Source organism: Streptosporangium sp. NPDC050284 (genome assembly GCF_044459525.1).
Lineage (GTDB): Bacteria > Actinomycetota > Actinomycetes > Streptosporangiales > Streptosporangiaceae > Streptosporangium.
In genome coordinates this window covers 139,861-165,637 of record NZ_JBITIZ010000010.1, presented here as the reverse complement: position 1 = coordinate 165,637, position 25,777 = coordinate 139,861, and the positions used below count along the sequence as shown (strand labels likewise).

The window sequence follows — 25,777 nt, the reverse complement described above, 5'->3', positions numbered from 1 at the left end:
GGTCGGGGAGTCGGCGGTCATGGGCGTCGCCCCGGTGTGAGACGGGTGCGCAGGGCGCCCGCGAGGAGGGCGATCGCGAACGGCGCGTCGTCGCGCAGGTAGCGGCGGGCCAGGCGGCGCGGCTCCAGGGCGAGCCGGTACAGCCACTCCGCGCCCACCCGCTGCACCGCCCCGGGGGCTCGGCTGAACCGCCCGGCCGCCATGGGGATCCCGGCCCCGCAGCCGAGATACCAGGCGTCGGGCAGCTCCGCCCTGAGCGCCTCGATCACCCTTTCCTGCTTGGGGAAGCCCAGCCCGACGAGGACGAGGTCGGGTACGGCGGCGACCACCTCCTCGACCACCGCACGCACCCCGTCCGGCGTGCCGTCGAACCCGAAGGGAGGCGAGCAGGTGCCCGCCACGCGCAGTCCCTGGCAGCGTTCGGCGAGAGCGCGCGCCGCGGCCTCCGGCACGCCGGGCTCCCCTCCGAGCAGGTAGACCGAACGGTTCTCGCGCGCGGCCCGCCCGGTGAGGGAGTGTACGAGCGAGGCGCCGGTGACCCTTCCGGGAACCGCCAGACCGGCGAGCCTCGACGCCCAGACCACCGGCATGCCGTCGGCGACCACGATCTCGGAGCGGGTGACGAGGTCCGCGAGGGCGGGGTCGCGTGTGGCGGCGCGGACGATGTCGACGTTCGCGGTGACGATCGCACCGCCGCGCCCTCGCCGCCACCCTTCCGCCACGTGGTCGAGAAGCTCCTCCTCGCTGACCGCCATGACCTCGACGGCCCCGACCCTGATCCGCGCGAACCCGGCCTCGGGCATCTCCGGCGAGCGGGTACCGTTTTTCGTTTCTCCGTGACCGGGAGGTTCGGGAACCGGAAAGATGGGCGCATGAGAGTCGAACGCGCCGAGATCGACGGTGTCCTGCTGTTCGTCCCCACCCAGCACAGGGACGATCGCGGGCTGTTCACCCGCACCTTCGACGCGACGCTCGCCGCCGCCCACGGGCTGCGGCCCGAGGCGTTCGTCCAGGACAGTCAGTCGCGGTCCCGGCTGGGGACGATCAGGGCCCTGCACGGCCGGGGCGGCCGGGGGGAGGCCAAGCTCGTCCGGTGCGCCCGAGGGGCCGTACACGACGTGCTCGTCGACGCCAGGCCGGACTCCCCCACCTTCGGCCGCCAGATGTCGGTGGTTCTCGACGATGAGACGTTCGTTCACCTCTACGTTCCTCCTGGCTTGTTGCACGGCTATCAGGCACTGACCGAGCAGGCCGACGTCTGCTACCGGATCGACCGGGAGCACGACCCCGCCGAGGACGTCTCCGTCCGCTACGACGACCCCGACCTCGCCATCGGCTGGCCGCTGCCGGTCACCGCGATCAGCGAGCGCGACCTGGCCGCGGGATCCTGGGCCGACCTGCGCGACCGGCTGGTGGGGTGATCCTCCCGGCGACCTCATCGGTCTCGGTGACCTCACCGGCCCCTTCACCGCACTCCCCGCCCGGCTTCTCCGCCCGGTTTCTCCGGCGGGCGGACGGCCCGAGTCCTCGGCTGCCGGGTGGCGCGCAGCAGTGAGCCGGCGGACCCGATGATCAGGAACGACAGGCCCGTCACGATCGCGAACGAGCGCAGGTCGAAGGTGGCCGCCCCGACCAGGGGGACGACCAGGCACGCGGCCAGGGTGAGCCCCAGGTCCCGTACGGCGGGGTCGGAGCTGAGGCGACGGACGCGTAACGCCGCCCAGATACCGGTGAGGAAGATCCCTGCGAAGGTGGCCATGCCGATGACTCCGGTCTCCACCAGCGACAGGATGTACTGGTTGTCGAAGATCAGATGCTTGGGCGCGTACCAGGTGCCCAGGCCTCTGCCGACCCAGAAGTGGTTTCCGATCTCGGTGGCCGCCACCGCGTAGTCGTGCGTCCGGTACTGGATGCTCGAATCGCTGGACAGGCTGGTGAACAGCCCGAGGAAGACGCTCATCAGGCCGGGCACGGCGACCTTCATCACGACCAGGAAGCCCGCGCCGCCGATCGCCGCCCACAGCCGCCTGCGCGCGGGCCACCCGGTGACCAGCACCGCGCCGACGACGGCGATCCCGAGGACCGCGGAGCGCGACACGGAGAACATCAGCCCCGTACCGATCAGCCCGCAGCAGACCCACCACCGCAGGGAGGGCTCACCCCGGTCGCGGGCGCCGAACGCGTAGTGCAGCGCGAGAGGAATGATCATCGCGCAGACCACACCGAGCTCGATGGGGTGTCCGGCGGTCGCCGCGACCCGGCGCAGGGTGTTTCTTTCGAGGATCGCCGGCAGATCCGAGGTGAACCGGAAACCGGGGAAGGTCAGGTACTTCGTCAGGTCGAATTCGAGCACGAACTGGAGTGCCGCGATGACCCCGACGGCCGCACCGGAGATCACGAGACACCTCAGGACGAAGTCCAGCCGATCCCGCCCCCGGATGCCGTCGCACGCCTGAAGACCGATGCCCACCGTCGCCACCACGAGGACGATGCTGTGGTCGGCCATGTCGAGCTCGTCGGGCGGCAGGTAGGCGGCGCTGGAGTATCCGTAGGTGGCCAGCATCGCCACGCTGTACAAAAACAGCGCGGTACGTACGGGATTGGAGCCCTTCGCCGCGCCGAGTGTGGTGGTGAGGTGCGCGCAGAACCACCACAGCGCGGCGAAGAGACCGACCGCGTCGGCGGGCGTGAGCGAGAAGGGCAGGCCGCGGAAGACCAGCCGCGCCGGAGACAGCATGAGGACCACCGCGAACGCGGCGGCGAGGGTGGCACCGTCGGCACGGCGGAGGCCGGGACGGTCGAGGGAGGCGACGGACACGGGGGCCGGTGCCGAGGCCGTGCGAAGTGTGGAGGCCATGCCGAGCCCTCACCGCCTCAGGAGGGAGGGCTCGGCGGGCAACCCGGACGCCGCCACGGGCACCCCGCGCCTTCGCCGTCTGGCGTCCAGGAAACTCTCCAGGGAGAACACCGAGGCGAGACTGGCGAGCACCCCGAGCAGCAGTGCGGCGGCGGCCCCGCGCATCTTCCCCCCTCGCTGGGGTTGCGGCTCCGTCGGCGGCACCATCTCGTCCATCGTGATGTAGGTCGCCGGTGGTGCGTCGAGCTGCCTCTGGCGACCGGCGAGCTCGATCCTCGCCCGGTCCCTCACCCGCGTCACGATGTCCCGCGCCCCGGCCGGCGATGTGCTCGTACCCTCGATGTACACGAACGGCCCGCCGTCCAGTGCCTCCGGGTTGGTGCTGCCGTTGGTGGCCGTGAAGGTGGTGTCACCTTCGGGGTGGACGCCGAGCGACTCCACCGTCTCCGGCGCGCTGATCACCTGGATGAGGATCGAGGCGGACATGCTCAGGCCCCAGTCGAAGTTCAGCAGGGGGTTGGTCAGCCCGTTGGGGCGCTCGGGATCGTTCGGCAGGCTTCCACCGGTGGGCGGGATGGTCAGCACGAGCACCGCGTTCGAGACGTAGACCGTCGGGATCGACGAGTAGACGCCCAACGCGCCGCCGATGGACAGCAGGAACGCCGGCAGGGCGACGTACCAACGCCGTAACACGATGAGTACGGTCCCCCAGAAGTCCACGCGTTTCCCTCCGTATGCCTGTCGCGGTCGCCTGCTCGTCGCCGTTCTGCGTGTCGTCGCCTGCGGGTAGCCGTTCACATGTCGTCGCTACGTGTCGTGGTCTATGTGTCGTCGTCCGCGTGTCGCTGTCGTCCGGGTGTCGCCGAGGGCGCCGGGGACATCACCTCCGCCGGGTACACGGTGACCTGATGCTCGGGGGCACCCCTGCCGTCGCGGCTTCCAGGTCCCCTGCCGCTCTTGCCGTCACGGCTCCCACGGCCGTTGCCCTCCCTGTCGGCCGCGGGCTCCCCGTCTTCCTCGCCGCCCTCGCGCGCCCGGCCCTTTTCCTGATGGTCACCGGGACTCGTCTCGTCGGTCCGGCCTGCCCCGGCCGTCTCCATGGGCAGGGCGGGGGCCGTGTCCGGGCGGGGCTCGTCGGGCCTTCCGGCCTCGGCCCTTCGCCGGAACACCCTGCGGCGCTCCACCGCGTACGTGGCGCCCAGCCCGAGAAAGACGACGGCGAACGCCGCTCCACCCGCGGCCTGCCACGTACCGCTCCGGTTCATCACGGGGAGGCCGGCGGGCACCACCTCCACGAACCCGATGAAGGTGGAGCGGGGGGCGCCGAGCACCTCCTGCCTGCGGACCAGCTCGGTCCTGAGGCGGAACTGGGTTCTGGCCATGATCGTACGGGTGACCTCGGCCGAGTCGCTCTCCACCTCCACGTACACGAACGGGCCGTTCATGAGGATGCCCAGCATGTTGGGGTTGGTGCGTCCGTCGTTGATCGTGACCTCGACGGGACCGTCCTTCACGATCCCCAGTTCCGTCGCGACCGCCTCGGTGTTCATGGACAGGATGAGGATGCCCGCCGTGGTTCTGAGGCCGTCGCTGAACTGCAGCAGCGGGTTGCTCCGCCCCAGCGGCTTGGCCGGGTCCGTCGTTCCTCCCGCGGGGGGCGTGGTCAGCACCATGGAGGCGCTCGACACGTAGCGCGGGGGCACCAGGAAGAAGACGACCACGGCGGCGAGGAGCGCCATGCCGACCAGCGGAAACCCGACCCGCTTCCTTTTGGCGAGGTCGAGGATGGTCTTCCAGAACTCCACTACGTCGTCCCCGCTCCCCCGAGCGCGCCAGACGCCCAGGACACGATGCGTATTGGTCGCGGCACACGAACTCCTTGTCACTACGGGCGTCACCGGGCGTCACCCGGCATCACGGCGTCGGTGTCACGGTCACGGCGTCACGGTCACGGCGTCACGATGTCGGCGACGTCACGGCGTCGGCGTCACGGCCGTGTGGCCGTGTGGCCGTGGATCCGCCGCTCACCCGACCCTGCTCAGGGCCTCCGCCTCGTACTCCAGCGCCAGTTCCTCCGGCATCGGGTCGAGGTCGGAGCAGCGTACGAAGTCGCGCAGGGTGGTGCCGGTGCACTTCGCGTCCACGTTGCGTGCGCCCCGGTGGGTGCGCACGTCGTCGATGTTCACCGTGCGGAAGTCGATGCTGAAGCGGGTCCTGCCCGAGGTGTTGGGCACCGTGGAGTGCAGCTGGGCGCCGGAGAACAGCATGACGCCACCCGGCTCGGGCACCACCCGCACCTGCGGGTCGAGCACGACGGCCTCCTCGGGACGCGGCTGGTCCCTGGTGTCGCCGCGCACGTGCTGTGCGGCGGTGAGACGGCTGGTCCTGTTCCACTCCGCGTAGTCGTAGCGCGCGCTGCCGTTGCGCACCGGGCTGGCGAAGTACTGGGGGTGGAAGGCCATCACGTTCTCCGGGACCACCTCGAAGACGGGGATCCACCAGTTGAGCTGGTTGAACGGGGCCGAGTACCAGCAGTCACGATGAGGATGGAAGGCGTAGGAGATGCCGGAGGTGAGGTAGTCGTGGGAGGTGGAGGTGCGCAACCGGGGCACGTCGAAGTAGGTGCGGTCCAGGTCGCAGCCCAGCTCCTCCAGCACCGCGGGCAGCAGTTCCTTGCACCGGGGATGATGGATGAAGCGGGGCTTGAGCCGGGCGAGCAGGGCGGCGAACTCCTCCACCGGCATGTCGAACTGCGCGGTCTCCGGGTCACGTTCGCCGAACGCCTCGGCGATCAGCTCCCTGGCGAAGAGGGCGAGCAGGGTGGAGGCGGGCGTCGCCGAGTAGACGAAGACCTGCCCTTGGTAGAGCAGTTCCCTGCGCGTGTCGTCATCCACCAGGCTGTTGGAGAAGACGGTGGTCACGGGGTTCTCCTTTCTGGAATCACTGGTCTGGGATCACCGGGAGGGACGGGGAAGGTCCTGGATCTCGGAATTCGAGGTCCCCGGTTTCGAGGCTCGGGGGTCCGCGGCTCGGCGACGGCCTCACGAGTGAACATCGCTCACCGTCCACCGGGGACGAACCCCGAGGCGAGCAGCGCGAGCCTGCGGCCCCGGCGGGCCACGGTGAGCCGCTGGCGCCGCGCGTACATGCCGAGTACGGCGGCGCGGGCGCGGTGGCGCTGGTCGGCGGTGAGATCGGCCTGCCGCAGCCAGCGGAACAGTTCCGCGCACTGCAGGACGGTGGAGCAGCGGGCCCGCCAGGGCGGCACGTCGAGTCGTCGGGCGATCGCGGAGAGGCTGTCGTGCTTCCAGTTGCGGTGGGCGAGGACCTCGGGGACGTGTCCCCACGGTCCGGCGAGAGCAAGCTTCGCCGCGAACACCTCGTCCTCGCGGAGCATGTTCCGCCGGGGGATCCCCGCGAGGGGGTCGCGCCGCAGCGTGCCGTACAGCGGGTCGATGAGCAGGTGACTCTCGTTGAGCAGCCCCAGCATCTCGGCGAACCGCTCGACCGGGTCGTCCGAGGTGAGTCCGGAGCGATCGAGGGGAGTGGTGGTCACGGTCCCGTCGGGGCCGGTGTAGGCGACCTGCGTGGTGACCAGGACGAGCCGGTCGTCCTCCGCGAACGCCTGGAGAGACCGGGACACGCATGTGGGCTCCAACCGGTCGTCGTCGCCCACCCAGCGGAAGAACGTGCCCGCCACCAGCTCGGTCGTACGAACGAAGTTGTCGAACAGGCCCACGTTCTCCGGGTGCCTGCGATAGACGATCCGGTCGTCGGTCGCGGCCAGGTCGCGGCAGATCTCCTCGGTGCCGTCCGTGGACGCGTTGTCGGAGATCACCAGCTGGAGGCGCTCGTGGTCCTGGCCGAGCACCGAACGGATCGCGCCCTCGATCCGTCCGGCCCCGTTGCGTACGGGAAGCACGATGGACACCAGCGTGTCGGAGTTCTCCATCCGACCTCTCCTCTCGCAGATCTCGTCGGTCTCGTGGGTTCGGGTGTTCCGTCAGCGGGCGCGGGCGGGGACCACCCGTGCGCCCAGCTGTTTGAGCCGTGTCATGGGTACGGCGATCAGGACGTACGCGAGCAGTCCCCCGCCTCCGGCCACGCAGAGCTGGACGAACGCGGAAACCGCGGTCACCCCGCCGCCCGTCAGCCCGTCCGTCAGCCCGTCCGTCAGGCCGGTGAGCGTCGTCGTGACGGCCGCCGCGACCACGGCGCCCAGCAGCGGGCGCAGGAGGGCGGGCAGGATCGGGGCGAGACGCACCCCCGCGCGGCTCAGCATCAACGCCGACACCGGCAGGGCGACCAGGACGCCGGCGAGCGCGTGCCCGACCGCCGCGCCGCGGATGCCGTACCAGTGCGTGCCCACCCACAGGGCGGGCACCAGCGCCACGGCCCAGGCGAGGTTCATCCACACGGTCGCCTTGGTGGCGCCCGCCGAGGTGAGGATGTCGAAGGCGAGGGAGGTGAGCATCCGCACGACCATCAGGACCGCCAGCAGCGCCAGGACCCCGGCGGCCGGAGCCCACTTCTCGCCGTAGAGGAACGCCACGATCGCCGGGGCCAGCGTGGCCGTCACCACGGCGACCGGCAGCACGAACGCGACCAGCAACGGCACCGACCGCTGCACTCCCAGCGACAACGACTCCGACCGCTGCTCGGCCAGCCGCGAGAAACTGGGCACGGTGACGTAGCGCAGGGCGGTCCCGATCACGCTGGGCACCCAGCTGGAGACGTTGAACGCGAGCAGGTAGAAGCCGAGGGCGACGGGGCCGAGCACGGCGCCGACGATGACGTAGTCGGCGTTCATCAGCACCGCCTCGATACCGAGCCCCAGGGCCAGCGGTGCCCCGAACCGCAGGAGCCTGACCGCCACCTCCCGGTCGAAGCCGACGCGGAACGGCAGCCCGGCCCAGGCGAGCACCAGCGCGCCGGTGACCGTGTTGGCCGCCACCTGCCCGCAGGCGAAGCTGTAGGCACCGGCACCGTTCGCGGCGAGCGCGATGGCCACCCCGGCGTTGACCAGCGAGCCCGCGATGTTGGCCTTGGTCAGCCTGTCGTGCCCGAACCCGCGCATCAGCGAGCCCGCCCGCACGGCGGTGACGCCGTCGATGAGGATGATCACGGTGAGCAGCCGGACCACCGGGGTGGCTTCCGCGCTGCCCGCCAGCTCCGCGAAGTACGGGGCCACCACCCAGAAGATCCCGTACATCCCCGCGCTGAACGCCACGGCCATCACCGTCGCCGTCGGCGCCATCTCCTCGACCCTGCCCCGCCACTGCACGGTGGCGGCGATGATGCCGACGTCGTTGACGTGCATGACGAAGGTGGTCGCGGCGAGCGCGATGGCGTAGAGGCCGAAGTCCTCGGGCACGAGGAGCCGGGCGAGCACCAGTCCCATGACGAAGGTGGTCGCCTTCGTGCCCAGGTTGCCCAGGAGACTCCAGCGCAGCCCTCGACCGGCCTTCCTGCCGATCGTCCCGACCTGCTCACCGGCGTCCCCGTCCTGTTCACGGTTCGGCTCGGTCCGCTGCTCCATCCGTGTCTTCCGCCCGTCTCTCCGTCTGATCCGTCTGTTTCGCCGTCTGTTTCATGGGACGGCCCGCTCAGCCGGGCTCCTCGACGCGTTCGAGCCAGATCTCCCGCCAGAAGGGGACGAACTCGCGTGGGCAGCTGACGTTGTACGCGCCCGCGCAGATGACGCCGTCGAGGATGATGCAGGGGTTCTTCATCCGCAGCATGCGGCCGGTCTTCTCGTCCAGACACTTCTCGACGCGGGCGCTCACCCGCGCGACGTGGCCGCAGTAGCGCGACATCTCCTCCTCGAACCCCATGCCGCGGTTGAGCAGGTCGTCGTTGAGCGTCTTGAGGATCTCCTCCTTGGACTTCACCCGGACGAGCTCTCCCGGGCGCAGGTCCAGGCTCAGCGTCGGCGTGGTGGGCCCCGCCTCGCCCCTGACGAACCCCCAGCGCATCCCGCCCTTGATCCACATCCACCTGGGCAGGATGCGCTTCGCCACCTGCTGGAAGCGGTTGAACAGTCCCACGAGGAACGAGCGCAGCATCCAGGGCACGCCCACGTTCCCGCTGCGCACGTCGGTGACGTACTGCCTGACGTCCTTGAAGGGCAGGCAGGTGGGCGCGGCGCGCAGCAGCTCGGTCGCCTGGCAGGAGAAGCGCTCCTCCCCGTCGGGGCCCGGCTCCTTCCTGGTGGCGGCCCGCAGGATCGGCAGCAGGGGCCTGCCTTCGGCGAGACCGTTCTCGCCGGTGGAGACAGGGGCGGGGGAGGCCGGCGAGTCGGGGTCCACCCGCTTGAGCCAGGCCTCCTTCCAGTAGAACTGGCAGGCCGTCTGGCAGCCGCCGTGCGCCTGCCCGTCGCAGCGGGCACCGGTCAGGTGGACGGCGCGCTCCATCCGCCGCATGCCGCTGCCGCCGATCGTGTCGCAGAGCTTGTGCGCCACCTTGTGCACGGTGAGCCGCCGCCCGCAGAAGGCGAGCATCTCCGGCATGAAGGGCAGCTGGTCCAGCTCCCCCTTCTCGTCCAGCGTGGCCATGATCTCGGCCTCGCCGAGCACCTCCACCGTCTCGCCGACCCGGAGGTTGAGCGCCACGCTCGCCCGGGAGCCCGTCACTACCTGGAACCGCGTCACAGCGAACACTCCTTGAGAAGTCCCGAACCACGAAGGGCCCCCGCCGCCTCCGCCACGGCACGGAAGGGAAGATCCGAACGTTCCGCGATGTCCAGGAGGCTGTGCCTCCCGTCGGAGAGGTTCAGCACCCACAACATCGCCATCTGGGTCTCCTTGGTGTCGCTGCGCCCGCCCAGCGACCCGTACAGGCCCCGCCTGCCCAGCTGCGGTTCCCCGTACGGGCTGAGGTTGAGGTAGGCGCGGTTGTCCTCAAGCACCCGGGTGACCTCCCAGCAGGTCTCCAGGGTGTCGGCCATCGCCTCGGGAGAGACGAAGTCCGGGTTGTCGGCGGAGGTGTGATACTCCGGGTAGCCCGCGTACGGGGTCCTGGTGAGCGAGCCGACGGGCAGGTCGAAGCCGGGCGAGCAGAACTGCCGTTCGTCGTAGCCGTACGGGGAGAAGTCGACGACCGTGTGGGCGCGCCCCGAGCTTCGCAGGACGTGCCGGACGGCCCTGTCGATCTCGGCGTCGCCCTGCCTGCTGCGCTTGTACGTCAGCGGGCCGCGGTCCCCCGCGCAGGCCAGTACCAGGCCGTGCCTGATCCGGCTCGCGCGCTCCCTGTTGCGCGCCAGCCAGCTGATCGCGCCGATGGTGCCCGGCGCGAACAGGAAGCGGTAGGTGTACCACGGGTCGGCGCCGGCGAGCCGCCGCGCGAGCCTGACCGCCACCGCGATGCCCGCCAGGTTGTCGTTGGCGAGCGAGGGGTGGCACACGTGGCAGGAGACGAGCACCTCCTCGGCGACCCTGCCGGGCACCACGTGCTCGCCGTAGGTGAGGTGCCCGTCGGCGAGCGTGGAGTCGATCATGACCTCGTACGGCCCGTCCTCCAGGCTCTCCAGGGTGTCGTGGGCGAGGCAGAAGCCCCACGTCTCCGCGTAGTAGCTCGTGCGGTACGGGATCAGGGAGGGCTGCTCGGGGAGCGTGTGCAGGTGTGGCCGGAGCTCGTCCAGGGTCATGGTCGCCGCCACGGGGACGCTGTAGCCGACCACGTGCAGGTTGGAGGCGGCGAAGTCGACGACCCTGGTCCCCGAGGCGTCCTTGACGTAGGCGTCGCGGATGTTCCACTCCCTGGGCACCGTCCAGTCGAGGACCTGGGTGCCCGTCGGCACCTCGCGGACCTGCAGGCGGAGGAACTCCTCGACGATATCCAGGGTGCGGCGCACGCCGTCACCGGTGATGCTCCTGCAGAGCGGGTAGAGCCGCTCCACGAGGTCGTGCATCTCCCGCGCCTCGCCGTTCTCCACCTCCGACGTCTCGCCGTCGCCTCTCACCCCCGGCGCCGCGCCGCCGTACTCCGCTCCCGGTGTCCGTCGTTCGCCGCCCTCGCCCGTCATCGTTCACCGTCCCGCCGTGGTCGCAGCGCGCCGTCGACGGTTCCGGTCTCGCGACGGGCCGACAGCCACGCCAGCCGGGTGAAACGGCGCCGGAAGGCGTCCTCGGTCAGGCCGAACCGCCCGTACGCCTCGACCAGCTCGACCGCGCCCGCCTTCACCGTCCACAGCGCCCGGTAGCCGGGGAGCGCGTCGCGGATGCGGGAGAAGTCGACCCGGTAGGAGCGCGGGTCGGCCCCGGCCTCCCCGGTGATCACGACCTCGGAGCCGGGCACCGCCTCCGCGACCTCGGCGGCGATCTCCGCCACCGTCACGTTGTTCTCCTCGGTGCCGACGTTGAACGCCTTCGCGTGGACGGCGTCGCGCGGTGCGTCCAGTGCCATCGCGAAGGCGTTCGCGATGTCGGCGGCGTGCACCAGCGGGCGCCACGGGGTGCCGTCGGACAGCACCCTGACCTCCCCGGACAGCAGCGCGTGCCCGACGAGGTTGTTCAGCACGATGTCCGCGCGCAGCCTGGGCGAGAACCCGAACGCGGTGGCGTTGCGCAGGAACACCGGGCTGAAGTCGTCGTCGGCCAGCGTGAGCAGGTCGTTCTCCACCCGGACCTTGGAGTCGGCGTACGGGGTGACCGGGCGCAGCGGCGCGTCCTCGTCGACCAGGTCCGAGCCTGAGGCTCCGTAGACCGAGCAGGTGGACGCGTACAGGAACCGGCGCACGCCCGCGTCGCGGGCCAGCCTCGCCAGGCGCACCGCCGCGCGGTGGTTGATGTCGTAGGTCAGCTCGGGCGCGAGCGCGCCCAGCGGGTCGTTGGAGAGCGCGGCGAGGTGCACCACCGCGTCGACCCCCGCCAGGACCTCGGGGGTGACGTCCCGCAGGTCGACCGCGTGTCCCCGCGGGTCGTCGGGCGCGGGCCCCAGCAGGCATCCGGCGAAAAGCCCGGAGTCGAGCCCGGTCACCTCGTGGCCCGCGGCGGCGAGCACCGGGGCCATCACACTCCCCAGGTAGCCCTGGTGCCCGGTCAGCAGCACGCGCATATCCGGTTCAGCCTCCAGCCAGATCGAAGGTCAGCTTGTTGACGTGGAACGCCTCGGCGTAGCGGGCGTGGCACTCGATCCCGCGGATGCGGGCCAGTCCCAGGAACGCCTCGCGGTCGTACCAGGAGCGGTGGCGCTGCGACGGGTAGTGGCGGTGGAGCAGGCCCACCTTCGCCTCGGCGATCTCCGGGGTGAGCGGCTGGTAGGTCGTGGGCCGCCCCAGGTCCCCGTCCCATTTGGCGATCTCGTAGCCGAGCACCTGGTGATCGCGGAAGGCCGTGGGCACCAGCTTGGCCAGGCCCCGGTGGTCCTGGTGGGCGTCGGCCGGGTTCGGCGCGAACAGCAGGTCGGGGTCGGTACGCGCCCGCAGCTCCTCCACCGCCTCCTTCGCCTCCTCCCAGCGCGCGGGCAACCGCCCGTCGGGCAGCTTGAGCACGGTGAGCCGCAGGTCGGCGCCGGGGCAGAACGCGTCGAGCGCGGCGCGTTCCTCGTCCTCCCGCTCGGTTCCGCCGCCGGAGAGCACCAGGGCGTCCACCTGGACGCCGGGGCGCGCGGAGCAGAGGGTGAGCAGGCTGCCGCCCGCCCCGATCGCCAGGTCGTCGCAGTGCGCGGCGAGCAGCGCGATCCGGGCCGTCCTGGCCGCTCTGAACCGGATCACGTGACCGTCACCGCCGCGGGCCCGCCTTCGAGCACCGCCGCCGACTCGTACCCCGGCGCCTGCCCGAGCACCGGCGCGGGCTCACGCTCCGGGGCCGTCACGGATCCGGGTACGGGGTCGCGTTCCGGGGCCGTCACGAGTCCGGGTACGGGCCCGCGCTCCCACAGTGCCCAGGGGCGGTCGCCGCGCGAGTACGCCTCGTCGAGGGCCACCCGCTCCTTGACCGTGTCCGTGGGCCGCCAGTAGCCGCGGTGCGGGTAGGCGAGCAGCCTGCCGCGCTTGGCCAGCTCCGCGCAGCCGTCCGCGACCAGGTCGCCGCCCTCCGGGATGTGGTCGAAGATCTCCTGGCGGAGCACGAAGTATCCGCCGTTCACCCAGAGCGGCATCTCGCTGACCGGCGTGATCCCGCCGACCGTGCCGCGCTCCCCCAGCTCGATGCAGTGGAAGGTGTCGGCGGGCGGCACCACCATCATCGACGCGCCCGCGCCCGACCGGGCGAAGCGGTCGACGATCTCCGGCAGCGGCGCGTCGGTGAGCACGTCGGCGTAGTTGGCGAGGAACATCTCCTCGCCGTCCAGGTGGTCGCGGACCCGGCGCAGCCGCTCGCCGATCGGGGAGGCGATCCCGGTCTGCACGAACGAGATCGACCAGTCGGAGATGTCGGTGGACAGCAGCTCGACCCTGCCCGCGCGCAGGACGAAGTCGTTGGACGTCGTCTCCTGGTAGTTCAGGAAGAAGTCCTTGATGTGGTGCGCGCCGTACCCCAGGCAGAGGATGAACTCCGTGTGCCCGAAGTGCGCGTAGTAGCGCATCACATGCCAGATGAGCGGCCGGGGCCCCACGAGCTGCATGGGCTTGGGCACGTCACCGGGGGTGCCGGCCCGCATCCTGGTGCCGTATCCGCCGCAGAAGAGGACGACCTTCACGGGTTCACCTCGACGATCTCCAGATTGGGGATGGGGAAGACCAGCCGGCCTCCCCAGGCGTGCACGAAGGACAGCTGGTCGACGAGCTCCTCGCGGAGGTTCCACGGCAGGACCAGCACGTAGTCGGGCCGCTCCTCGGCGAGCCTCTCCGGCGGCAGGATCGGTATGCGCGTGCCGGGGGTGAACCTGCCGTGCTTGTACGGGTTGCGGTCGACGGTGAAAGGAAGCAGGTCGGGCCGGATGCCGCAGTGGTTGAGCAGGGTGTTGCCCTTGCCCGGCGCTCCGTAGCCCGCGACGGTCCTGCCCTCGCGGGCGGCGTCGAGGAGGAAGCCCAGCAGGTCCCGCCGCACCCGCGCCACCCGCTCGCCGAACTCGGCGTACCCGGACAGCTCGTGCAGACCGGCGGCCTTCTCCGCCGCGAGCAGCGCGGCCATTCGCTCGCTCGGTCCGTCCGGCGACCCGTTCCGCTCGCCCGACCCGTTCTGCTTGTCCGAGCCGTTCCGCTCGCCCGAGCCGTTTCGCTCACCCGAGCCGTTCTGCTCGCTCGGCCCGTCCTGTCCGCCCGGCTCTCCCCGGACGCCCGGCTCCCCCAGGACGCCCCACTCTCCCCGGATGCCCTGCTCCCCCTGCGCGTCCACGGCCTCCAACGGTCTCGCCCACAGGCGGATCGAGCCCCCGTGCGTGGGCAGCGACTCGACGTCCACAAGAGCGAGCCCGCCGGCGGCGAGGGCGCGCTGGGCGGAGGCGACCGTGTAGTACTGGAAGTGTTCGTGGTAGATCGTGTCGTACTGGTTACGCTCCATCAGGGTGAGCAGGTGCTGGACCTCGATGGAGACCCAGCCGTCGTCGGCCACGAGGGCGCGCAACCCCCGGGTGAAGCCGACGATGTCCGGGATGTGGGCGTAGACGTTGTTGGCGACCACCAGGTCGGCGGGCCCGTGCTCCGCGCGCACCGAGGCGCCGGTCTCCGGGCCGAGGAACGCCGTGACGGTCGGCACCCCGGCGTCCCTGGCGGCCTGGCCGACGTTCTCCGACGGCTCGACGCCCAGGCAGCGGATGCCCCGCTCGACGACGTGCCGCAGCAGGTATCCGTCGTTGCTCGCCACCTCGACCACGAACGACCCGGCCCCCAGCCCGAGCCGCTCGGCCGCCCCGCGCACGAACTCCCGCGCGTGCTCCACCCACGAGGTGGAGTACGAGGAGAAGTAGGCGTACTCGGTGAAGGTCTCCTCCGGGGTGATCATCGGCGGGATCTGCGCGAGCCAGCAGTCGGTGCAGACCCGCAGGTGCAGCGGGTAGGTGACCTCTGGCTCCTCCAGCTGCGGCTCGGTGAGGAACCGCTCGCAGGGCGGTGTCGCCCCGAGGTCGACGACGCTGGCGAGGCTCGTCGAGCCGCACAGCCTGCAGGTTGTCATGAATGCGCTCCCTCGCCGCGTGACGCGGTCCGACGGTTCTTCGACTGGGTCGTTCTCGTGCCCGGCGACCGGGCCCCGCCCGGCCCCTCCCGTGCCCGGCCCTCGACACGGACGCCCCCGCTAGCCCGCCGCGAGCACACGGGACTCCCTCAGCGCCTCTTTCCAGTGCCGCATCGGCGGCAGGCCCGCCCTGGGCCAGCCGTCGTGCCCCAGCACGCTGTACGCGGGCCGGGGCGCGGGACGCGTGAGGTCCTTGGAGGGGATCTCCTTCACCCGGCCGGGATCGGCGCCGAGCAGCGTGAAGACCTCCCTCGCCAGGTCGTACCAGCTCGTGTGGCCCGAGTTGGTGGCGTGGTAGACGCCGGGCGGCGCCTCACTCACCGCCAGGTCGACGATCCTCGCCGCGAGGTCACCGGCCCAGGTGGGCTGGCCGAACTGGTCGCCGACGACCTCGGGGGCCATCCCCTCACCCTCCAGGCGGATCATCGTGCGGACGAAGTTGTGGCCGGTCGCGGCGTAGAGCCAGGCCGTGCGCACCACGTAGCCGCCGCGCGGCAGCATCTCGAGCACGGCGCGCTCACCCGCGAGCTTGGTCCTGCCGTACGCGTTGACCGGGCAGGGCCGCGCGTCCTCGGGGTAGGGGTCCAGCGCGGTGCCGTCGAAGACGTAGTCACTGGAGGGCTGGATCATCCGCGCGCCGACGCGCCCGCACGCCTCGGCGAGCGCGCGCACCGCGGTGCCGTTGACCGCGAGCGCCTCGTCCTCCCGCGTCTCCGCCTCGTCGACGGCGTTCCACGCGGCGCAGTTGACCACGACGTCGGGCCTGCAGGCCGCGATCAGGTGGTGTACGGCGGGCGTGTCACAGAGGTCCAGCTCGTGCCTGCCGAACGCGAGGAAGGGGTGTTTCTCGGCACGCAGGCGGGCCGCCAACTCGGTCCCGAGCATGCCGGAGGCACCGATGATCATCCAGCGGGTCATCCGGCCGCCCCTCCTCGCCGTCCGTCCACCGCACCGGCCATCCCCGCCGGACCCGCCGGACCCGCCGGACCGGCCGAACCGGCTGGACCGGCTGGACTCACCGAGGCCGCCGAACCGGCCGCGCCCACCGGCCCCGCCGGGCCGGCGCCCGCCTCCTCCGCGGCGGCCTCCCACCAGCCGGGGTTCTCCTCGTACCAGCGGACCGTCTCCGCCAGGCCGCGCTCGAACGGCACGGACGGCCGGTAGCCGAGCGCGCGGAGCCTGGAGTCGTCCAGGGAGTAGCGGCGGTCGTGCCCCTTGCGGTCGGGGACGCGCTCGACCATGTCCCATCCGGCGCCGCAGGCCTCAAGGAGCCGGGCGGTGAGCTCGATGTTGCTCAGCTCCGCCGTACCGGCGATGTGGTAGACCTCGCCGGGTTCGCCGCGCTCGGCGACGATGCGGATGCCTGCGCAGTGGTCTTCGACGTGGACCCAGTCGCGGACGTTGCCGCCGTCACCGTAGAGCGGGACCCTGTGCCCCCGCAGGAGGCGGGTGACGAAGAGCGGGATCAGCTTCTCCGGATACTGGCGGGGGCCGTAGTTGTTGCCGCAGCGCGTGATGGAGACCGGCAGGCCGTGGGTGATCGCGTACGCCTGGGCGACCATGTCTCCGCTCGCCTTCGCCGCGGCGTAGGGCGAGCGCGGGCCGAGCCGCGCGCCCTCGTCCCAGGAGCCCTCGTCGATCGACCCGTACACCTCGTCGGTCGAGACCTGCACCACCCTCGGGGTGCCCGCCTCCAGGCAGGCCTGCATCAGCGCCTGCGTACCGAGGACGTTGGTCCTCACGAAGTCGGCGGCGCCGTCGATCGACCGGTCGACGTGGGACTCGGCGGCGAAGTTGACGACGAGGTCGTGGCCGGGGACGAGCCCCGCCAGGAGTTCGGTGTCGCAGACGTCGCCGTGCACGAAGTCGTGGGGCGTCCCTTTCAGGTTGGCCCGGTTTCCCGCGTAGGTGAGCTTGTCGAGGACCGTCACGGCGGTCCCGCTCGCGGCGAGCAGGCGGGCGAAGTGGGAGCCGATGAATCCGGCTCCCCCGGTGACCAAAACCTTCGACGGAGTTTTCGACGGAGTGGAGGTCGTCCCGCTGTCGGCTGTTGTCATGAACTGATCTGGACCTTGCTGTGATCGCCCAGCACGAGGCGGTGGGCTCTGGGGGTGGTGGGGGCGGGGGTGACCTCGACGTCGTGGCCGATGAGGGACGCCTCGATGCGCGAGACCCCGGCGATCGAGGACCTGGGCAGGACGATCGAGTACTCGATCTCGCTCGCGCTGATCGCGCAGTCCGCCGCGATCGAGGTGAAGGGGCCGATGTAGCTGTCGCGGATCCGGGCTCCCGGGCCGATGATCGCGGGTCCGACGACGCGGGACCGCTCGATCGTGGCGCCCTCCTCGACGACCACCCGGCCGATCAGCTGGCTCGCCTCGTCGACCAGGCCGTCCAGACGTGGCCGCAGGGACTCCAGCACCAGCCGGTTCACCTCCAGCATGTCGGTGACGTTCCCGGTGTCCTTCCAGTAGCCGGAGATGAGGGAGGACTCGACCCTCCGCCCGTCGGCGATCAGCCAGTGAAGGGCGTCGGTGATCTCCAGCTCTCCCCGCCACGACGGCTTGAGCTCGGCCACCGCCTCGTGGATCGCGGCGGTGAACAGGTAGACGCCGACCAGCGCGAGGTCGCTCTTGGGTACGGGCGGTTTCTCCTCCAGGCCGATCACCCGGCCGGTGGCGTCGAGTTCGGCGACCCCGAACTGCCGGGGATCTCCGACCTTGGTGAGCATGATGTGGGCCGCGGGCCGCTCGCGGGCGAAGCGCTCGACGACGTCGTTGATGCCGCCGACGATGAAGTTGTCGCCGAGATACATGACGAAGTCGTCGTCGCCGAGGTAGTCGCGGGCGACGAGCACCGCGTGGGCCAGGCCCAGCGGCGCCCGCTGCCGGACGTAGGTGACCTCCAGCCCGAACGCGCGGCCGTCGCCGACGGCCGCCTCGATCTCGGCGTACGTGTCGCCCACGACGATCCCGATCTCACGGATGCCCGCGGCGGCGATCGCCTCCAGCCCGTAGAAGAGCACGGGCTTGTTGGCGACGGGGACGAGCTGCTTGGCGGAGGTGTGGGTGATCGGCCGTAGCCGGGTGCCCGACCCTCCGGCGAGCACGAGTGCTTTCACTAGTAGGCCCCTTCTCCGCCGGTCACGGCGCCCCAGGTCTTCCAGAGGATCTGCAGGTCCAGAAAGAGCGACCAGTTCTCGACGTAGCGGAGGTCCAGGCGAACCGACTCCTCCCAGGTCAGGTCCGAGCGCCCGCTGACCTGCCACAGGCCGGTCATGCCCGGGCTCACGACGAGGCGGCGGCGTACGTCGGCGCCGTACTGCCTGACCTCGTCGGGCAGGGGAGGGCGCGGACCGACGAGGGACATCTCGCCGCGCAGCACGTTGAGCAGCTGGGGTAGCTCGTCGAGGGAGTATCGGCGCAGGAAGGCACCCACGCGGGTGATTCTTGGATCGTTCCTAATCTTGAAGAGGACACCGTCGAACTCGTTCTCGCGCTCCAGGTCGATCTTGAGCTGCTCCGCATCGACCACCATCGTGCGAAATTTCACGACCTGGAACTCTGTGCCTCCCTTACCTACCCTGACCTGGCGAAAGAGGGCGGGTCCCGGGCTCGTCGCGCGAATCAGCCCGGCGATCACCAGCATGGGCGCCCCCAGCACCAGGAGGGCGAGACCCGCCCCCGCCCGGTCGAACAGGCTCTTCGCCAGTCGCCGGGCGCCGCGGAAGTCGGGGTGCTCGACATGCAGGAGCGGCATGCCCGCGACCGGGCTGATGCTGATGCGCGGGCCCGCCACGTCCATGAGCGCGGGGGCCACGAACAGGTCGGTGCGGGCGTCCTCCAGCCCCCAGGCGAGCCTGCGCAGCGCGGCGCCGTCCAATTCCGGACAGGCCAAAACCGCGACGGCGTCGGCGTTGACCTCGGCCACCACCGTGGGCACGTCGGAGAAGTTGCCGAGGACCGGAACCCCGTCGATCTCCACCAGGTCGGGGCCGGCGGGCAGGCACGCGGCGACGACGGTCATGCCGTGGTGCGGCTGCCTGCGCAGCTGCATCACCAGGTCGAGCACCGACTCCCGATGGCCGACGGCGACCACATGGCGCATGTAGTCGCCGCGTGAGCGCCTGCGGTGAAGCCGCTTGCGCATCCGGTAGCGGAAGAAAAGCGTGAGGGTGAAAGCGAGTGGGAACATCGCCATGACAAAACTCCGGGCGATCGGAGTTTGCGTGACATACGCACCGATCGCAACCGCCGCCGTCAGGCCGGCGGCACCATTGAAAACCGCCCGGAATTCGTCCGTACCCTCACCGTGCGTACGCTGGCGATAGGCGCCTCCGGACGCCAGGGCGAGCGGCCAGATCAGAGCGAGACCCAGCCCGAGCAGGGCCTCCTCCACCGGAATGAAGGCGCCGAACCACAGCCGAACGCCCAGAACGGCCTCACAGGCGATGACAGAGCACGCGATATCCCCGGCAAGAAGGATACGGACATAGGATCGCGTCCAGATGCTTGGATCGGTGCGTGCGGGACCTTTGAGAAGCCCGACGGCGAGCTCCTCGGTTTCCACTCTCATATCATCCCGTCCCACCCGAGATGCCCCGCGGCAGCCAAATAAGGCGCCGCGCATCTCATTCAATGGTTGACAGCATCCCCTAATGCATCAGGAGCGTGGATACCCTAGGAAATCCTAGTGATCACCATTGAGTAGGGGAATACCGACCACTGTCCACTATTGGCCGAAGTACGGCAGAGATGGCATCTTGACGGAACGATCCAAACGTGTAAGTTTGGCCGCTGCATTTGGGAGCAATGAGGGAATCAGTCGTATTCAAAATCCGGGAGAGCAGAAGGTGGTTCTGGACTGCGCCATACGACGACATAATCGTCGGGCGCGGACTCCACCGCCGCGCCGAGCCGGTCGAGGTCGAAATCCGGGAGATATCGAAGACGGGCGAGGAAGGTCGCATCGGTCGCCGAGTGGGGCACCACACACCCCTGACCTTGTCGATCGAGAAGGATGTACAGAATGTCCGAGTCGTCTGAGCCGTCCGGGTCCGTATCGCCCACTATCCGCACCTCGACGACGTCCTCCCACGCGAGGGCGTCAACGCTGCCGTCCTCGTAGTGACGGGCCACGCCTTCTTCGGTGACATATACGTAGGAGTCCGGCACTGAGTTGCCGTGCATGGGCGCGATTGTGACGACTTCAGGGCTCCGCGTGCAATAGAGCCATGCAAGTCGGTCCCCGATGATCACCCCGACTGTGATCGAGACGCCCCGCGGCCACCTCCCCCGCCAGCCGCTCGGCCAAGCGACGAGCGGCTCGCCGGGCAGACGTGCACGCCAAGCGACGAGCGGCTCGCCGGGCAGATGCTCAACCAGGCCGTGAGCAGCGAAGACACGCCCGTCACCCCGTTTTCGCGGGTTCGCGCGCGGGTAGTTCGGCGGGGTGAGATCTCCCAGAGACAGTGCCGACCACGCAGCTCAGGGGGCATGGCCGATGGTGACCAAAGGCGCCGCCCACGAGACCGGCGACCGCACGGACGTGCCCGCCGTCACCCGCGGGGGGCGACGATGACCACGGTGTCCAGGGGAACGTTTCGCCATGGGCCGGCCACGGAGGTCCGGTCCATGCTCGGCGGCGCCACGCCGCACCCGCTGGACGGCGTGAAGATCACCACTTCGGCCGAGGCGATGGACACGATCGCCGAGGCCCTCGACCTGCCGGGCACCTTCGGGCACAACCTCGACGCGCTCTACGACGTGCTGACCGACCTGTCGTGGCTGCCACCGGGCGAGCACGTGCTGATCTGGTCGGAGCCGTCGACGCTCCGGGCGGAGGACCGCCCGGCCTACGACGCGATTCTCACCGTTCTCTCCGAGGCCGTCGCCGACGGCGCGACGGGAGATTCCTTCTTGTCCGTCCTGATCCTGACCGACTGAGCCGTCGCCACGCAGTGGGCGCAGAAGACACCCTGCCTGCCCTCGGGACAGCTGCAGTGCCAGCGGAGGGTCTCGTCGACGAGCCGGAAGTCGACGCACGCGGCGCCGTCGTCCACCTCGGCGGTCACCCGCGGCGGTCCGAACCTGACCAGCTGCACCGCTCCCGCCCTCGCCAGCTCGCCGCCGCGGGCCAGCGCCGCCCGGTCGGCGCGCTCGGCCTCGGTTTCGATCAGGTCCGCGATCTTCCGCATCGTCGGCCCCCTCCTGTTCGACCATCTCAGAGACACTCATGAGGGACTCGTGATTCCGGGCCGACCATGAGGTGCTCGTGGTTCCGGACCAACGTAACGTGATAAATCATCTCAACGTGACTCACGTGCACGCCTGGTCCCAAGTGACCCACATTGCTATGTTTGGCCATTGTTAACCACGCATCTCAAGGTGTGCGAGGTATTATGGCCAGCCGAAAATACTCAATCAGGGTAAAGATTTTCGCCTTACTCTTGGTACCTATTATATCCCTTGTAGTGATTTGGGTATTTGCGGCCAGCCTCACGGTGCAGGACGGGCATGAGTTACTCAAGATCCGTAGCGGTTACGAGCACGTGGTCGTACCCACCAGGAAGGTGACCACCGCGCTCCAGCACGAGCGGATGCTGTCGCTCTCCGTCCTGGGAGACGTCGGCGTCCCGCGCTCGCAACTGGACGCCCAGCGCCTGCGGACGAACGGCGCCCGAGCCGAGCTGGAACAACTCACCGCCGAAGCCCGTCCCGACGTCACCCCCGCCACCTGGGACCGCCTGAGCGGGCTCCTCGCCTCGCTGAACCGGCTCCCCGAGATCCGCAGAGGAGTCGACACCCGTACCGAGCCCCGGTTGCGGGTCCTCGACGCCTACAGCGGGATCATCGCGGCCGCCTTCGACACCTACGAGAAGATCCGGATATCCGCCGACATGGAGCTGACCGACCAGACGCGGGCCGTCGTCATGGTCGGGCGGAGCCGCGAGATGCTCAGCCAGCAGGCCGCGCTGATATCGGGAGCCGCCGTCGAGGGGACCATGAGCCCCGGGGAACGCGCGAGGTTCGGTCAGCTGGTCACCGGCCGCAGGCTCCTCTACTCCATGGGCTTCGACCAGCTCGACCCGGAGTTCCAGTCGCTCTACACCCCGCTGCGCGACTCCTCCGACCACTCCTCGTTCGAGAGGATCGAGGAAGCCGTCGTCGCGTCGGCCGTGCCCGAACCCGCCTGGGCCGGCGTCGCCGGACGGCTCTCCGACGACTTCGACAGGCGGGCCGGGGACGTCGGCATGCGCATCAGCGAGCGGACGGCGCCCCTCGCCGGGGACATCATGGTCCGGATCGGTCTCGCCGGAGGGCTCGGCCTGGTCGCGGTCGGGCTGTCCGTCTTCGTCTCGGTACGGTTCGGCCGGAGGCTCGCCGGTGAACTCGTCGGCCTCCAGCAGGCGGCGCTCGATCTCGCGGGCAAGCGGCTGCCGGACGTGGTCCAGCGGCTCCGGCGGGGCGAGGACGTCTCCTCGGAGGCTCCCGAGATCAAGACGGGTGGCACCACCGAGGTCGCCGAGGTCGCCAGGGCGTTCTCCTCCGTACAGCGCACCGCGGTCGAGGCCGCCGTCGGCCAGGCCCGGATGCGCAAGGGCGTCAACAAGGTCTTCGTGAACCTCGCCAGGCGCAGCCAGTCCCTGCTGTACCGGCAGTTGACCATGCTGGAGGGCATGCAGCGGCGGACCGACGACCCGGCGGCCCTTGAGGACCTTTTCCGCCTGGACCACCTCACCACCCGGATGCGCCGCCACTCCGAGGGCCTGCTCATCCTGTCCGGTGCCGCTCCAGGACGGGGATGGCGGGACCCGGTCACGATCTACGACGTGGTCCGCGCCGCGGTCGAGGAGGTCGAGGACTACCCGCGCGTGACGATCGGCGTCCCGCACGGCCCGTCCGTGGTCGGCGCGGTCGCCACCGACGTGATCCACCTCCTCGCCGAACTGGTCGAGAACGCCGCCATGTTCTCCCCCCCGCACACCTCCGTACGCGTCCACGGCGACACGGTCGCGAAGGGCTACGCCATCGAGGTCGAGGACAGAGGGCTTGGCATCTCCGCCGAGGAGACCGCCCGGCTCAACGCGCTGCTGGCCGACCCGCCCGAGTTCGACCTGGCGGACAGCGACCGGCTCGGCCTGTTCGTCGTCGCGCAGCTCGCCGTCCGGCACGACATCCGCGTCTTCCTGCGCCCCTCCCCCTTCGGCGGCACCACGGCGATCGTGCTGCTCCCCGGCGAGCTGGTGGTCGAGCCGGCCGATCCCCGGTTCATCCACTCGGTCGAGGTCGAACGGTTACCCCCGGGCGACGAACTGCCCAGACGGGTGCGCCAGACCGTACCCGCGGAACGCCCCTCCCGGGGGAACTCGATCGCGGGAACCCGGGAGACCCGCGAGGGCGGAGGCGCCGTCCCGAGCGGCGTGTCCGGAGCGCTCCCCGACGGACGGCGACGCGCCGGGCAGACCGGGCAGGAGGATGGACCGTGACACAGGAGCGCCCGATCGACCGGGAGCACGGCCCGATCATCCGCCCCTACACGATGACCCGCGGCCGGACCAGGGTCACGGGAGCCCATTTCGACCTCATGTCCGTGGTGGTGGCGGTCGACCACCACCGGGGGCCGCGGCCCCCGGCCGGACGCGGTGACCGGGCGGCGAACGGCGTGGTGACGGTCGGCGACCCCCACCAGGGGCTGCAGCCCGAGCACCTGGCGATCCTGAACGCCTGCCGCGCGCCGACCCCCGTCGTCGAACTGGCCGCACGGACCGCCCTCGCCGTCGGGGTGCTCCGGGTGCTCCTCGGCGACCTGCGCGACAGCGGCCTGATCGCCGTACGGCCCCCGGCACCCCCGTCCGCGATCCCCCGCGAGAACCTGCTCCGTGATCTCCTCGCCGGTCTCAGAAGCCTCTGAACCACCGTCTCGTCAACGATCGAGGGGCCGCCGACGTACCCGAGGACCGCCGCTCGATCGGTCAGTCGGTGGCCAGGCGGGCGTGCCGCTCCACGTCGTAGCGGACGCCCTCGTAGCTGATCTTGGCCCGCTCGACGCCCTCGGGCAGAAATCCGGCCCTGGTCGCCACCGCGCAGGAGGCGGTGTTACCGACCCGGTGTGCCAGCTCCAGGCGGAACAGGCCCCGCTCCCCGAACGCCCACTCGGTCATCTTCCTGGTGGCGGCCACGGCGACCCCCCGCCCCCTGGCGCGCGGGAGCGTCCAGTAGGAGACCCAGCCGGTGCCGTGCGCGTCGATGTTGCTCACCGCGACGTTTCCCACGACCTCGCCGTTGGAGACCACGGCGAACGCCCGCGCGTCGTCACGAAACCCCCACAGCCCCATCCACTCCAGCGCCGCCTGCGCGGTGTCGATGGGCCGGGCCGCCTGATCCGCCATGTCCGGAGAGGCGAACGCGTCGAGCACGACCGGCATGTCGTCGGGTCGCCATCCGCGCAACTCCACTTCCGTCATTCGTGCAGGGTAGTACCCGTCGACCGGCCCGTGAAGTGCGCGGACACCGAATCCGGCGGGAGAGGAGCGGCACCGTGCGGCCGGGGTGGGCCATGAAGGAGAAACAGATCTGGTGAGAGCGGTTTCAGGGACGACGAGACGGTCCTCACCGCGGCCGGCCATACCGCCGCCATGAAGGGCCTCGTCTCAGCACGGGCCGGAGGAGGGCTCCGCGTCCGGTGCGGATGGGGCGGCGGATGGCGGGGGCTCCGTGCCCGGGGCGGATGAGTCCACGGACCGTGGGACCTCCGCATCCGAGGCCGCAGGGGTCATGGGTGGTGGGACCTCCACGTCCGGGGCCGCAGGGGGCACAGATGGCAGGGCCTCCGCATCCGAGGCCGCCGGGGTCACGGCCCGCAGTGACGCGGGGACGTCGGGGTCGAGGGAGAACGCGCTCGCGAGGCCGGTGACCGTCAGGATCCGTTCCAGAACCCCGTGAACACCGACCAGCCGTAGGCAGCCCCCCGCCGCACTCGCGCGCCGCTGGAGCTCCAACATGGTCCACAGACCGGTGGAGTCGCAGAATCTCAGAGCGGTGACATCGAGGATCAGGTGCCCCACCCCGTCGTCCAGCTGCGTGACCAGGACATCACGGAGCCGCGGGCTGGACAGCTTGTCCAGCTCACCGGCGAGCACGATCACCGAGGCGCCTTCGTGCCTGCGAACCGAGAGATCAAGCCGCGTCGTCATCCCCACGATCCTTATGCCGGTTGAGCCGAGGCTATTTTAAAGATCTTGGTGAGAAGACCCTCTCCGGCCAACTGCAACCCGCCCGTAAGCGAATCGCGTCCTGGGCTTGGGACCCTCCGGACCCGGCGCGCGGCTCCCACGTACGGAAATCGTTCACATCGGATGGGAGGTCGCAGATAGATCTAGGGCGTGTGGGGCACTCAGCAGCTATGAGCGACGATTCGGAGAGCCGCGACTTCACCGGGAAGGGGCTCGGCGACGAATTTTCTGACCGACCGAAGACAATGGGAGAGATAGCCGTGAATCTGGCTGTTAGCGAATCACTCGCCAATCACGGTCACCACGCGCTGGTCAACGCCCACGAGGCGGCGGCGAGCAGCCACCAGCTCATGGCCGAGGCGGGGGTGGGCGATGTGGAGGAGCATCTCGATCTAGCGCGATGGCATCGCTGGTGCGCCATCGTGGAAGATCAGCTGGCCGACGAGGCGGATCAACGGACTCCCGCCACGCGGAAAAAGGACCACTGAACACGACGGGCGACACCGAGGGGGGACCACCGGCGCGGGGACCCGGCAGGAGATCGGCTCACACGGATCTTCTCGGCCGGCACGA

26 protein-coding genes are annotated in these 25,777 nt (G+C 70.3%); 5 read left to right on the top strand and 21 right to left on the bottom strand.

The features are described from left to right. Window positions 1-17 precede the first annotated feature (17 nt). Window positions 18-803 carry a WecB/TagA/CpsF family glycosyltransferase gene (locus tag ACIBH4_RS23780; protein ID WP_362764849.1) on the bottom strand — a complete coding sequence of 262 codons (786 nt, stop codon included), beginning with the start codon at window positions 801-803 and terminating at the stop codon, window positions 18-20. A 69-nt stretch (window positions 804-872) separates the two neighbouring features. On the opposite strand from ACIBH4_RS23780, the gene ACIBH4_RS23775 reads away from it, so the two are divergent. Further along, complete coding sequence (locus tag ACIBH4_RS23775) at window positions 873-1,421, top strand: dTDP-4-dehydrorhamnose 3,5-epimerase family protein (protein ID WP_362515149.1); 549 nt, start codon at window positions 873-875, stop codon at window positions 1,419-1,421. 44 nt (window positions 1,422-1,465) lie between these two features. On the opposite strand, the gene ACIBH4_RS23770 is transcribed toward ACIBH4_RS23775, so the two are convergent. The 17 genes from ACIBH4_RS23770 to ACIBH4_RS23690 all read right to left on the bottom strand — a co-directional run bounded on the left by ACIBH4_RS23770 (window position 1,466) and on the right by ACIBH4_RS23690 (window position 20,159). After that, window positions 1,466-2,857 (bottom strand): O-antigen ligase family protein, encoded by a 1,392-nt coding sequence (locus ACIBH4_RS23770; RefSeq protein ID WP_362515151.1) that lies wholly within the window; start codon window positions 2,855-2,857, stop codon window positions 1,466-1,468. Between the two features lie 9 nt (window positions 2,858-2,866). Then, window positions 2,867-3,577 (bottom strand): hypothetical protein, encoded by a 711-nt coding sequence (locus tag ACIBH4_RS23765; protein ID WP_362515153.1) that lies wholly within the window; start codon window positions 3,575-3,577, stop codon window positions 2,867-2,869. A 101-nt stretch (window positions 3,578-3,678) separates the two neighbouring features. Next, window positions 3,679-4,662, bottom strand: a complete 984-nt coding sequence (locus tag ACIBH4_RS23760) for a hypothetical protein (protein WP_362764847.1) — start codon at window positions 4,660-4,662, stop codon at window positions 3,679-3,681. 219 nt (window positions 4,663-4,881) lie between these two features. Beyond that, entirely contained in the window at window positions 4,882-5,778 is an 897-nt protein-coding gene (locus ACIBH4_RS23755) for a hypothetical protein (RefSeq protein ID WP_362515157.1), read from the bottom strand. Between the two features lie 137 nt (window positions 5,779-5,915). Further along, window positions 5,916-6,809 carry a glycosyltransferase family 2 protein gene (locus tag ACIBH4_RS23750; RefSeq protein ID WP_362764844.1) on the bottom strand — a complete coding sequence of 298 codons (894 nt, stop codon included), beginning with the start codon at window positions 6,807-6,809 and terminating at the stop codon, window positions 5,916-5,918. A 51-nt stretch (window positions 6,810-6,860) separates the two neighbouring features. Beyond that, a complete protein-coding gene (locus ACIBH4_RS23745) occupies window positions 6,861-8,396 on the bottom strand; it encodes a lipopolysaccharide biosynthesis protein (protein WP_362764841.1) in 1,536 nt (511 codons plus the stop codon). Between the two features lie 67 nt (window positions 8,397-8,463). Continuing rightward, window positions 8,464-9,507 (bottom strand): hypothetical protein, encoded by a 1,044-nt coding sequence (locus tag ACIBH4_RS23740; protein ID WP_362764839.1) that lies wholly within the window; start codon window positions 9,505-9,507, stop codon window positions 8,464-8,466. Continuing rightward, complete coding sequence (locus tag ACIBH4_RS23735; RefSeq protein WP_362515165.1) at window positions 9,504-10,880, bottom strand: DUF4910 domain-containing protein; 1,377 nt, start codon at window positions 10,878-10,880, stop codon at window positions 9,504-9,506. The genes ACIBH4_RS23740 and ACIBH4_RS23735 overlap by 4 nt, the downstream gene beginning before the upstream one ends. Then, window positions 10,877-11,911 carry an SDR family oxidoreductase gene (locus tag ACIBH4_RS23730; protein WP_362515167.1) on the bottom strand — a complete coding sequence of 345 codons (1,035 nt, stop codon included), beginning with the start codon at window positions 11,909-11,911 and terminating at the stop codon, window positions 10,877-10,879. Before ACIBH4_RS23730 ends, ACIBH4_RS23735 begins: the two co-directional genes overlap by 4 nt. 7 nt (window positions 11,912-11,918) lie before the next feature. Continuing rightward, the gene (locus ACIBH4_RS23725; RefSeq protein WP_362515169.1) at window positions 11,919-12,569 is read right to left on the bottom strand and encodes a PIG-L deacetylase family protein; all 651 of its coding nucleotides are present in this window, start codon (window positions 12,567-12,569) and stop codon (window positions 11,919-11,921) included. Continuing rightward, entirely contained in the window at window positions 12,566-13,495 is a 930-nt protein-coding gene (locus ACIBH4_RS23720) for a sugar phosphate nucleotidyltransferase (RefSeq protein ID WP_362515173.1), read from the bottom strand. The genes ACIBH4_RS23725 and ACIBH4_RS23720 overlap by 4 nt, the downstream gene beginning before the upstream one ends. Then, a complete protein-coding gene (locus ACIBH4_RS23715; protein ID WP_362764836.1) occupies window positions 13,492-14,910 on the bottom strand; it encodes a class I SAM-dependent methyltransferase in 1,419 nt (472 codons plus the stop codon). Before ACIBH4_RS23715 ends, ACIBH4_RS23720 begins: the two co-directional genes overlap by 4 nt. A gap of 120 nt (window positions 14,911-15,030) precedes the next feature. Next, a complete protein-coding gene (rfbD, locus tag ACIBH4_RS23710; RefSeq protein WP_362515179.1) occupies window positions 15,031-15,888 on the bottom strand; it encodes a dTDP-4-dehydrorhamnose reductase in 858 nt (285 codons plus the stop codon). Further along, window positions 15,885-17,027 (bottom strand): dTDP-glucose 4,6-dehydratase, encoded by a 1,143-nt coding sequence (gene rfbB / locus ACIBH4_RS23705; protein ID WP_362764833.1) that lies wholly within the window; start codon window positions 17,025-17,027, stop codon window positions 15,885-15,887. Before rfbB ends, rfbD begins: the two co-directional genes overlap by 4 nt. Continuing rightward, window positions 17,024-18,091, bottom strand: coding sequence for a glucose-1-phosphate thymidylyltransferase (locus ACIBH4_RS23700; protein WP_362515184.1), 1,068 nt, complete (start codon window positions 18,089-18,091; stop codon window positions 17,024-17,026). Before ACIBH4_RS23700 ends, rfbB begins: the two co-directional genes overlap by 4 nt. Then, the gene (locus ACIBH4_RS23695) at window positions 18,091-19,545 is read right to left on the bottom strand and encodes a sugar transferase (RefSeq protein ID WP_362764830.1); all 1,455 of its coding nucleotides are present in this window, start codon (window positions 19,543-19,545) and stop codon (window positions 18,091-18,093) included. The genes ACIBH4_RS23700 and ACIBH4_RS23695 overlap by 1 nt, the downstream gene beginning before the upstream one ends. A 245-nt stretch (window positions 19,546-19,790) precedes the next feature. Then, window positions 19,791-20,159 (bottom strand): hypothetical protein, encoded by a 369-nt coding sequence (locus ACIBH4_RS23690; protein ID WP_362515187.1) that lies wholly within the window; start codon window positions 20,157-20,159, stop codon window positions 19,791-19,793. A gap of 396 nt (window positions 20,160-20,555) precedes the next feature. On the opposite strand from ACIBH4_RS23690, the gene ACIBH4_RS23685 reads away from it, so the two are divergent. After that, window positions 20,556-20,915 (top strand): barstar family protein, encoded by a 360-nt coding sequence (locus ACIBH4_RS23685; protein ID WP_362764827.1) that lies wholly within the window; start codon window positions 20,556-20,558, stop codon window positions 20,913-20,915. Here the strand turns inward: ACIBH4_RS23685 and ACIBH4_RS23680 are convergent. After that, entirely contained in the window at window positions 20,825-21,166 is a 342-nt protein-coding gene (locus ACIBH4_RS23680) for a hypothetical protein (protein ID WP_362515195.1), read from the bottom strand. The genes ACIBH4_RS23685 and ACIBH4_RS23680 overlap by 91 nt on opposite strands. Window positions 21,167-21,442: 276 nt before the next feature. Between ACIBH4_RS23680 and ACIBH4_RS23675 the strand changes: the two genes are divergently transcribed. Both ACIBH4_RS23675 and ACIBH4_RS23670 read left to right on the top strand, forming a co-directional pair. Then, window positions 21,443-23,458 carry a nitrate- and nitrite sensing domain-containing protein gene (locus ACIBH4_RS23675; RefSeq protein WP_362515198.1) on the top strand — a complete coding sequence of 672 codons (2,016 nt, stop codon included), beginning with the start codon at window positions 21,443-21,445 and terminating at the stop codon, window positions 23,456-23,458. Next, window positions 23,455-23,883 (top strand): DUF742 domain-containing protein, encoded by a 429-nt coding sequence (locus ACIBH4_RS23670; protein ID WP_362515201.1) that lies wholly within the window; start codon window positions 23,455-23,457, stop codon window positions 23,881-23,883. The genes ACIBH4_RS23675 and ACIBH4_RS23670 overlap by 4 nt, the downstream gene beginning before the upstream one ends. A 61-nt stretch (window positions 23,884-23,944) precedes the next feature. On the opposite strand, the gene ACIBH4_RS23665 is transcribed toward ACIBH4_RS23670, so the two are convergent. Both ACIBH4_RS23665 and ACIBH4_RS23660 read right to left on the bottom strand, forming a co-directional pair. Then, window positions 23,945-24,436 carry a GNAT family protein gene (locus ACIBH4_RS23665; RefSeq protein WP_362515205.1) on the bottom strand — a complete coding sequence of 164 codons (492 nt, stop codon included), beginning with the start codon at window positions 24,434-24,436 and terminating at the stop codon, window positions 23,945-23,947. 186 nt (window positions 24,437-24,622) lie between these two features. Continuing rightward, window positions 24,623-25,165, bottom strand: a complete 543-nt coding sequence (locus ACIBH4_RS23660; protein WP_362515208.1) for an anti-sigma factor antagonist — start codon at window positions 25,163-25,165, stop codon at window positions 24,623-24,625. Window positions 25,166-25,374: 209 nt separating this feature from the next. Here ACIBH4_RS23660 and ACIBH4_RS23655 point away from each other — a divergent pair, with 209 nt between their 5' ends. After that, the gene (locus tag ACIBH4_RS23655; RefSeq protein WP_362515212.1) at window positions 25,375-25,692 is read left to right on the top strand and encodes a hypothetical protein; all 318 of its coding nucleotides are present in this window, start codon (window positions 25,375-25,377) and stop codon (window positions 25,690-25,692) included. The last annotated feature ends 85 nt before the right edge of the window (window positions 25,693-25,777 follow it).

Coding starts and splice junctions, on each gene's coding strand:
- ACIBH4_RS23770 (WP_362515151.1), bottom strand. CDS start 2,857: ATGGCCTCCACACTTCGCACGGCCTCGGCACCGGCCCCCGTGTCCGTC.
- ACIBH4_RS23690 (WP_362515187.1), bottom strand. CDS start 20,159: ATGCACGGCAACTCAGTGCCGGACTCCTACGTATATGTCACCGAAGAA.
- ACIBH4_RS23660 (WP_362515208.1), bottom strand. CDS start 25,165: ATGACGACGCGGCTTGATCTCTCGGTTCGCAGGCACGAAGGCGCCTCG.
- ACIBH4_RS23750 (WP_362764844.1), bottom strand. CDS start 6,809: ATGGAGAACTCCGACACGCTGGTGTCCATCGTGCTTCCCGTACGCAAC.
- ACIBH4_RS23695 (WP_362764830.1), bottom strand. CDS start 19,545: ATGAGAGTGGAAACCGAGGAGCTCGCCGTCGGGCTTCTCAAAGGTCCC.
- ACIBH4_RS23730 (WP_362515167.1), bottom strand. CDS start 11,911: ATGCGCGTGCTGCTGACCGGGCACCAGGGCTACCTGGGGAGTGTGATG.
- rfbB (WP_362764833.1), bottom strand. CDS start 17,027: ATGACAACAGCCGACAGCGGGACGACCTCCACTCCGTCGAAAACTCCG.
- ACIBH4_RS23735 (WP_362515165.1), bottom strand. CDS start 10,880: ATGACGGGCGAGGGCGGCGAACGACGGACACCGGGAGCGGAGTACGGC.
- ACIBH4_RS23775 (WP_362515149.1), top strand. CDS start 873: ATGAGAGTCGAACGCGCCGAGATCGACGGTGTCCTGCTGTTCGTCCCC.
- ACIBH4_RS23780 (WP_362764849.1), bottom strand. CDS start 803: ATGCCCGAGGCCGGGTTCGCGCGGATCAGGGTCGGGGCCGTCGAGGTC.
- ACIBH4_RS23680 (WP_362515195.1), bottom strand. CDS start 21,166: ATGCGGAAGATCGCGGACCTGATCGAAACCGAGGCCGAGCGCGCCGAC.
- ACIBH4_RS23715 (WP_362764836.1), bottom strand. CDS start 14,910: ATGACAACCTGCAGGCTGTGCGGCTCGACGAGCCTCGCCAGCGTCGTC.
- ACIBH4_RS23655 (WP_362515212.1), top strand. CDS start 25,375: ATGAGCGACGATTCGGAGAGCCGCGACTTCACCGGGAAGGGGCTCGGC.
- ACIBH4_RS23745 (WP_362764841.1), bottom strand. CDS start 8,396: ATGGAGCAGCGGACCGAGCCGAACCGTGAACAGGACGGGGACGCCGGT.
- ACIBH4_RS23665 (WP_362515205.1), bottom strand. CDS start 24,436: ATGACGGAAGTGGAGTTGCGCGGATGGCGACCCGACGACATGCCGGTC.
- rfbD (WP_362515179.1), bottom strand. CDS start 15,888: ATGACCCGCTGGATGATCATCGGTGCCTCCGGCATGCTCGGGACCGAG.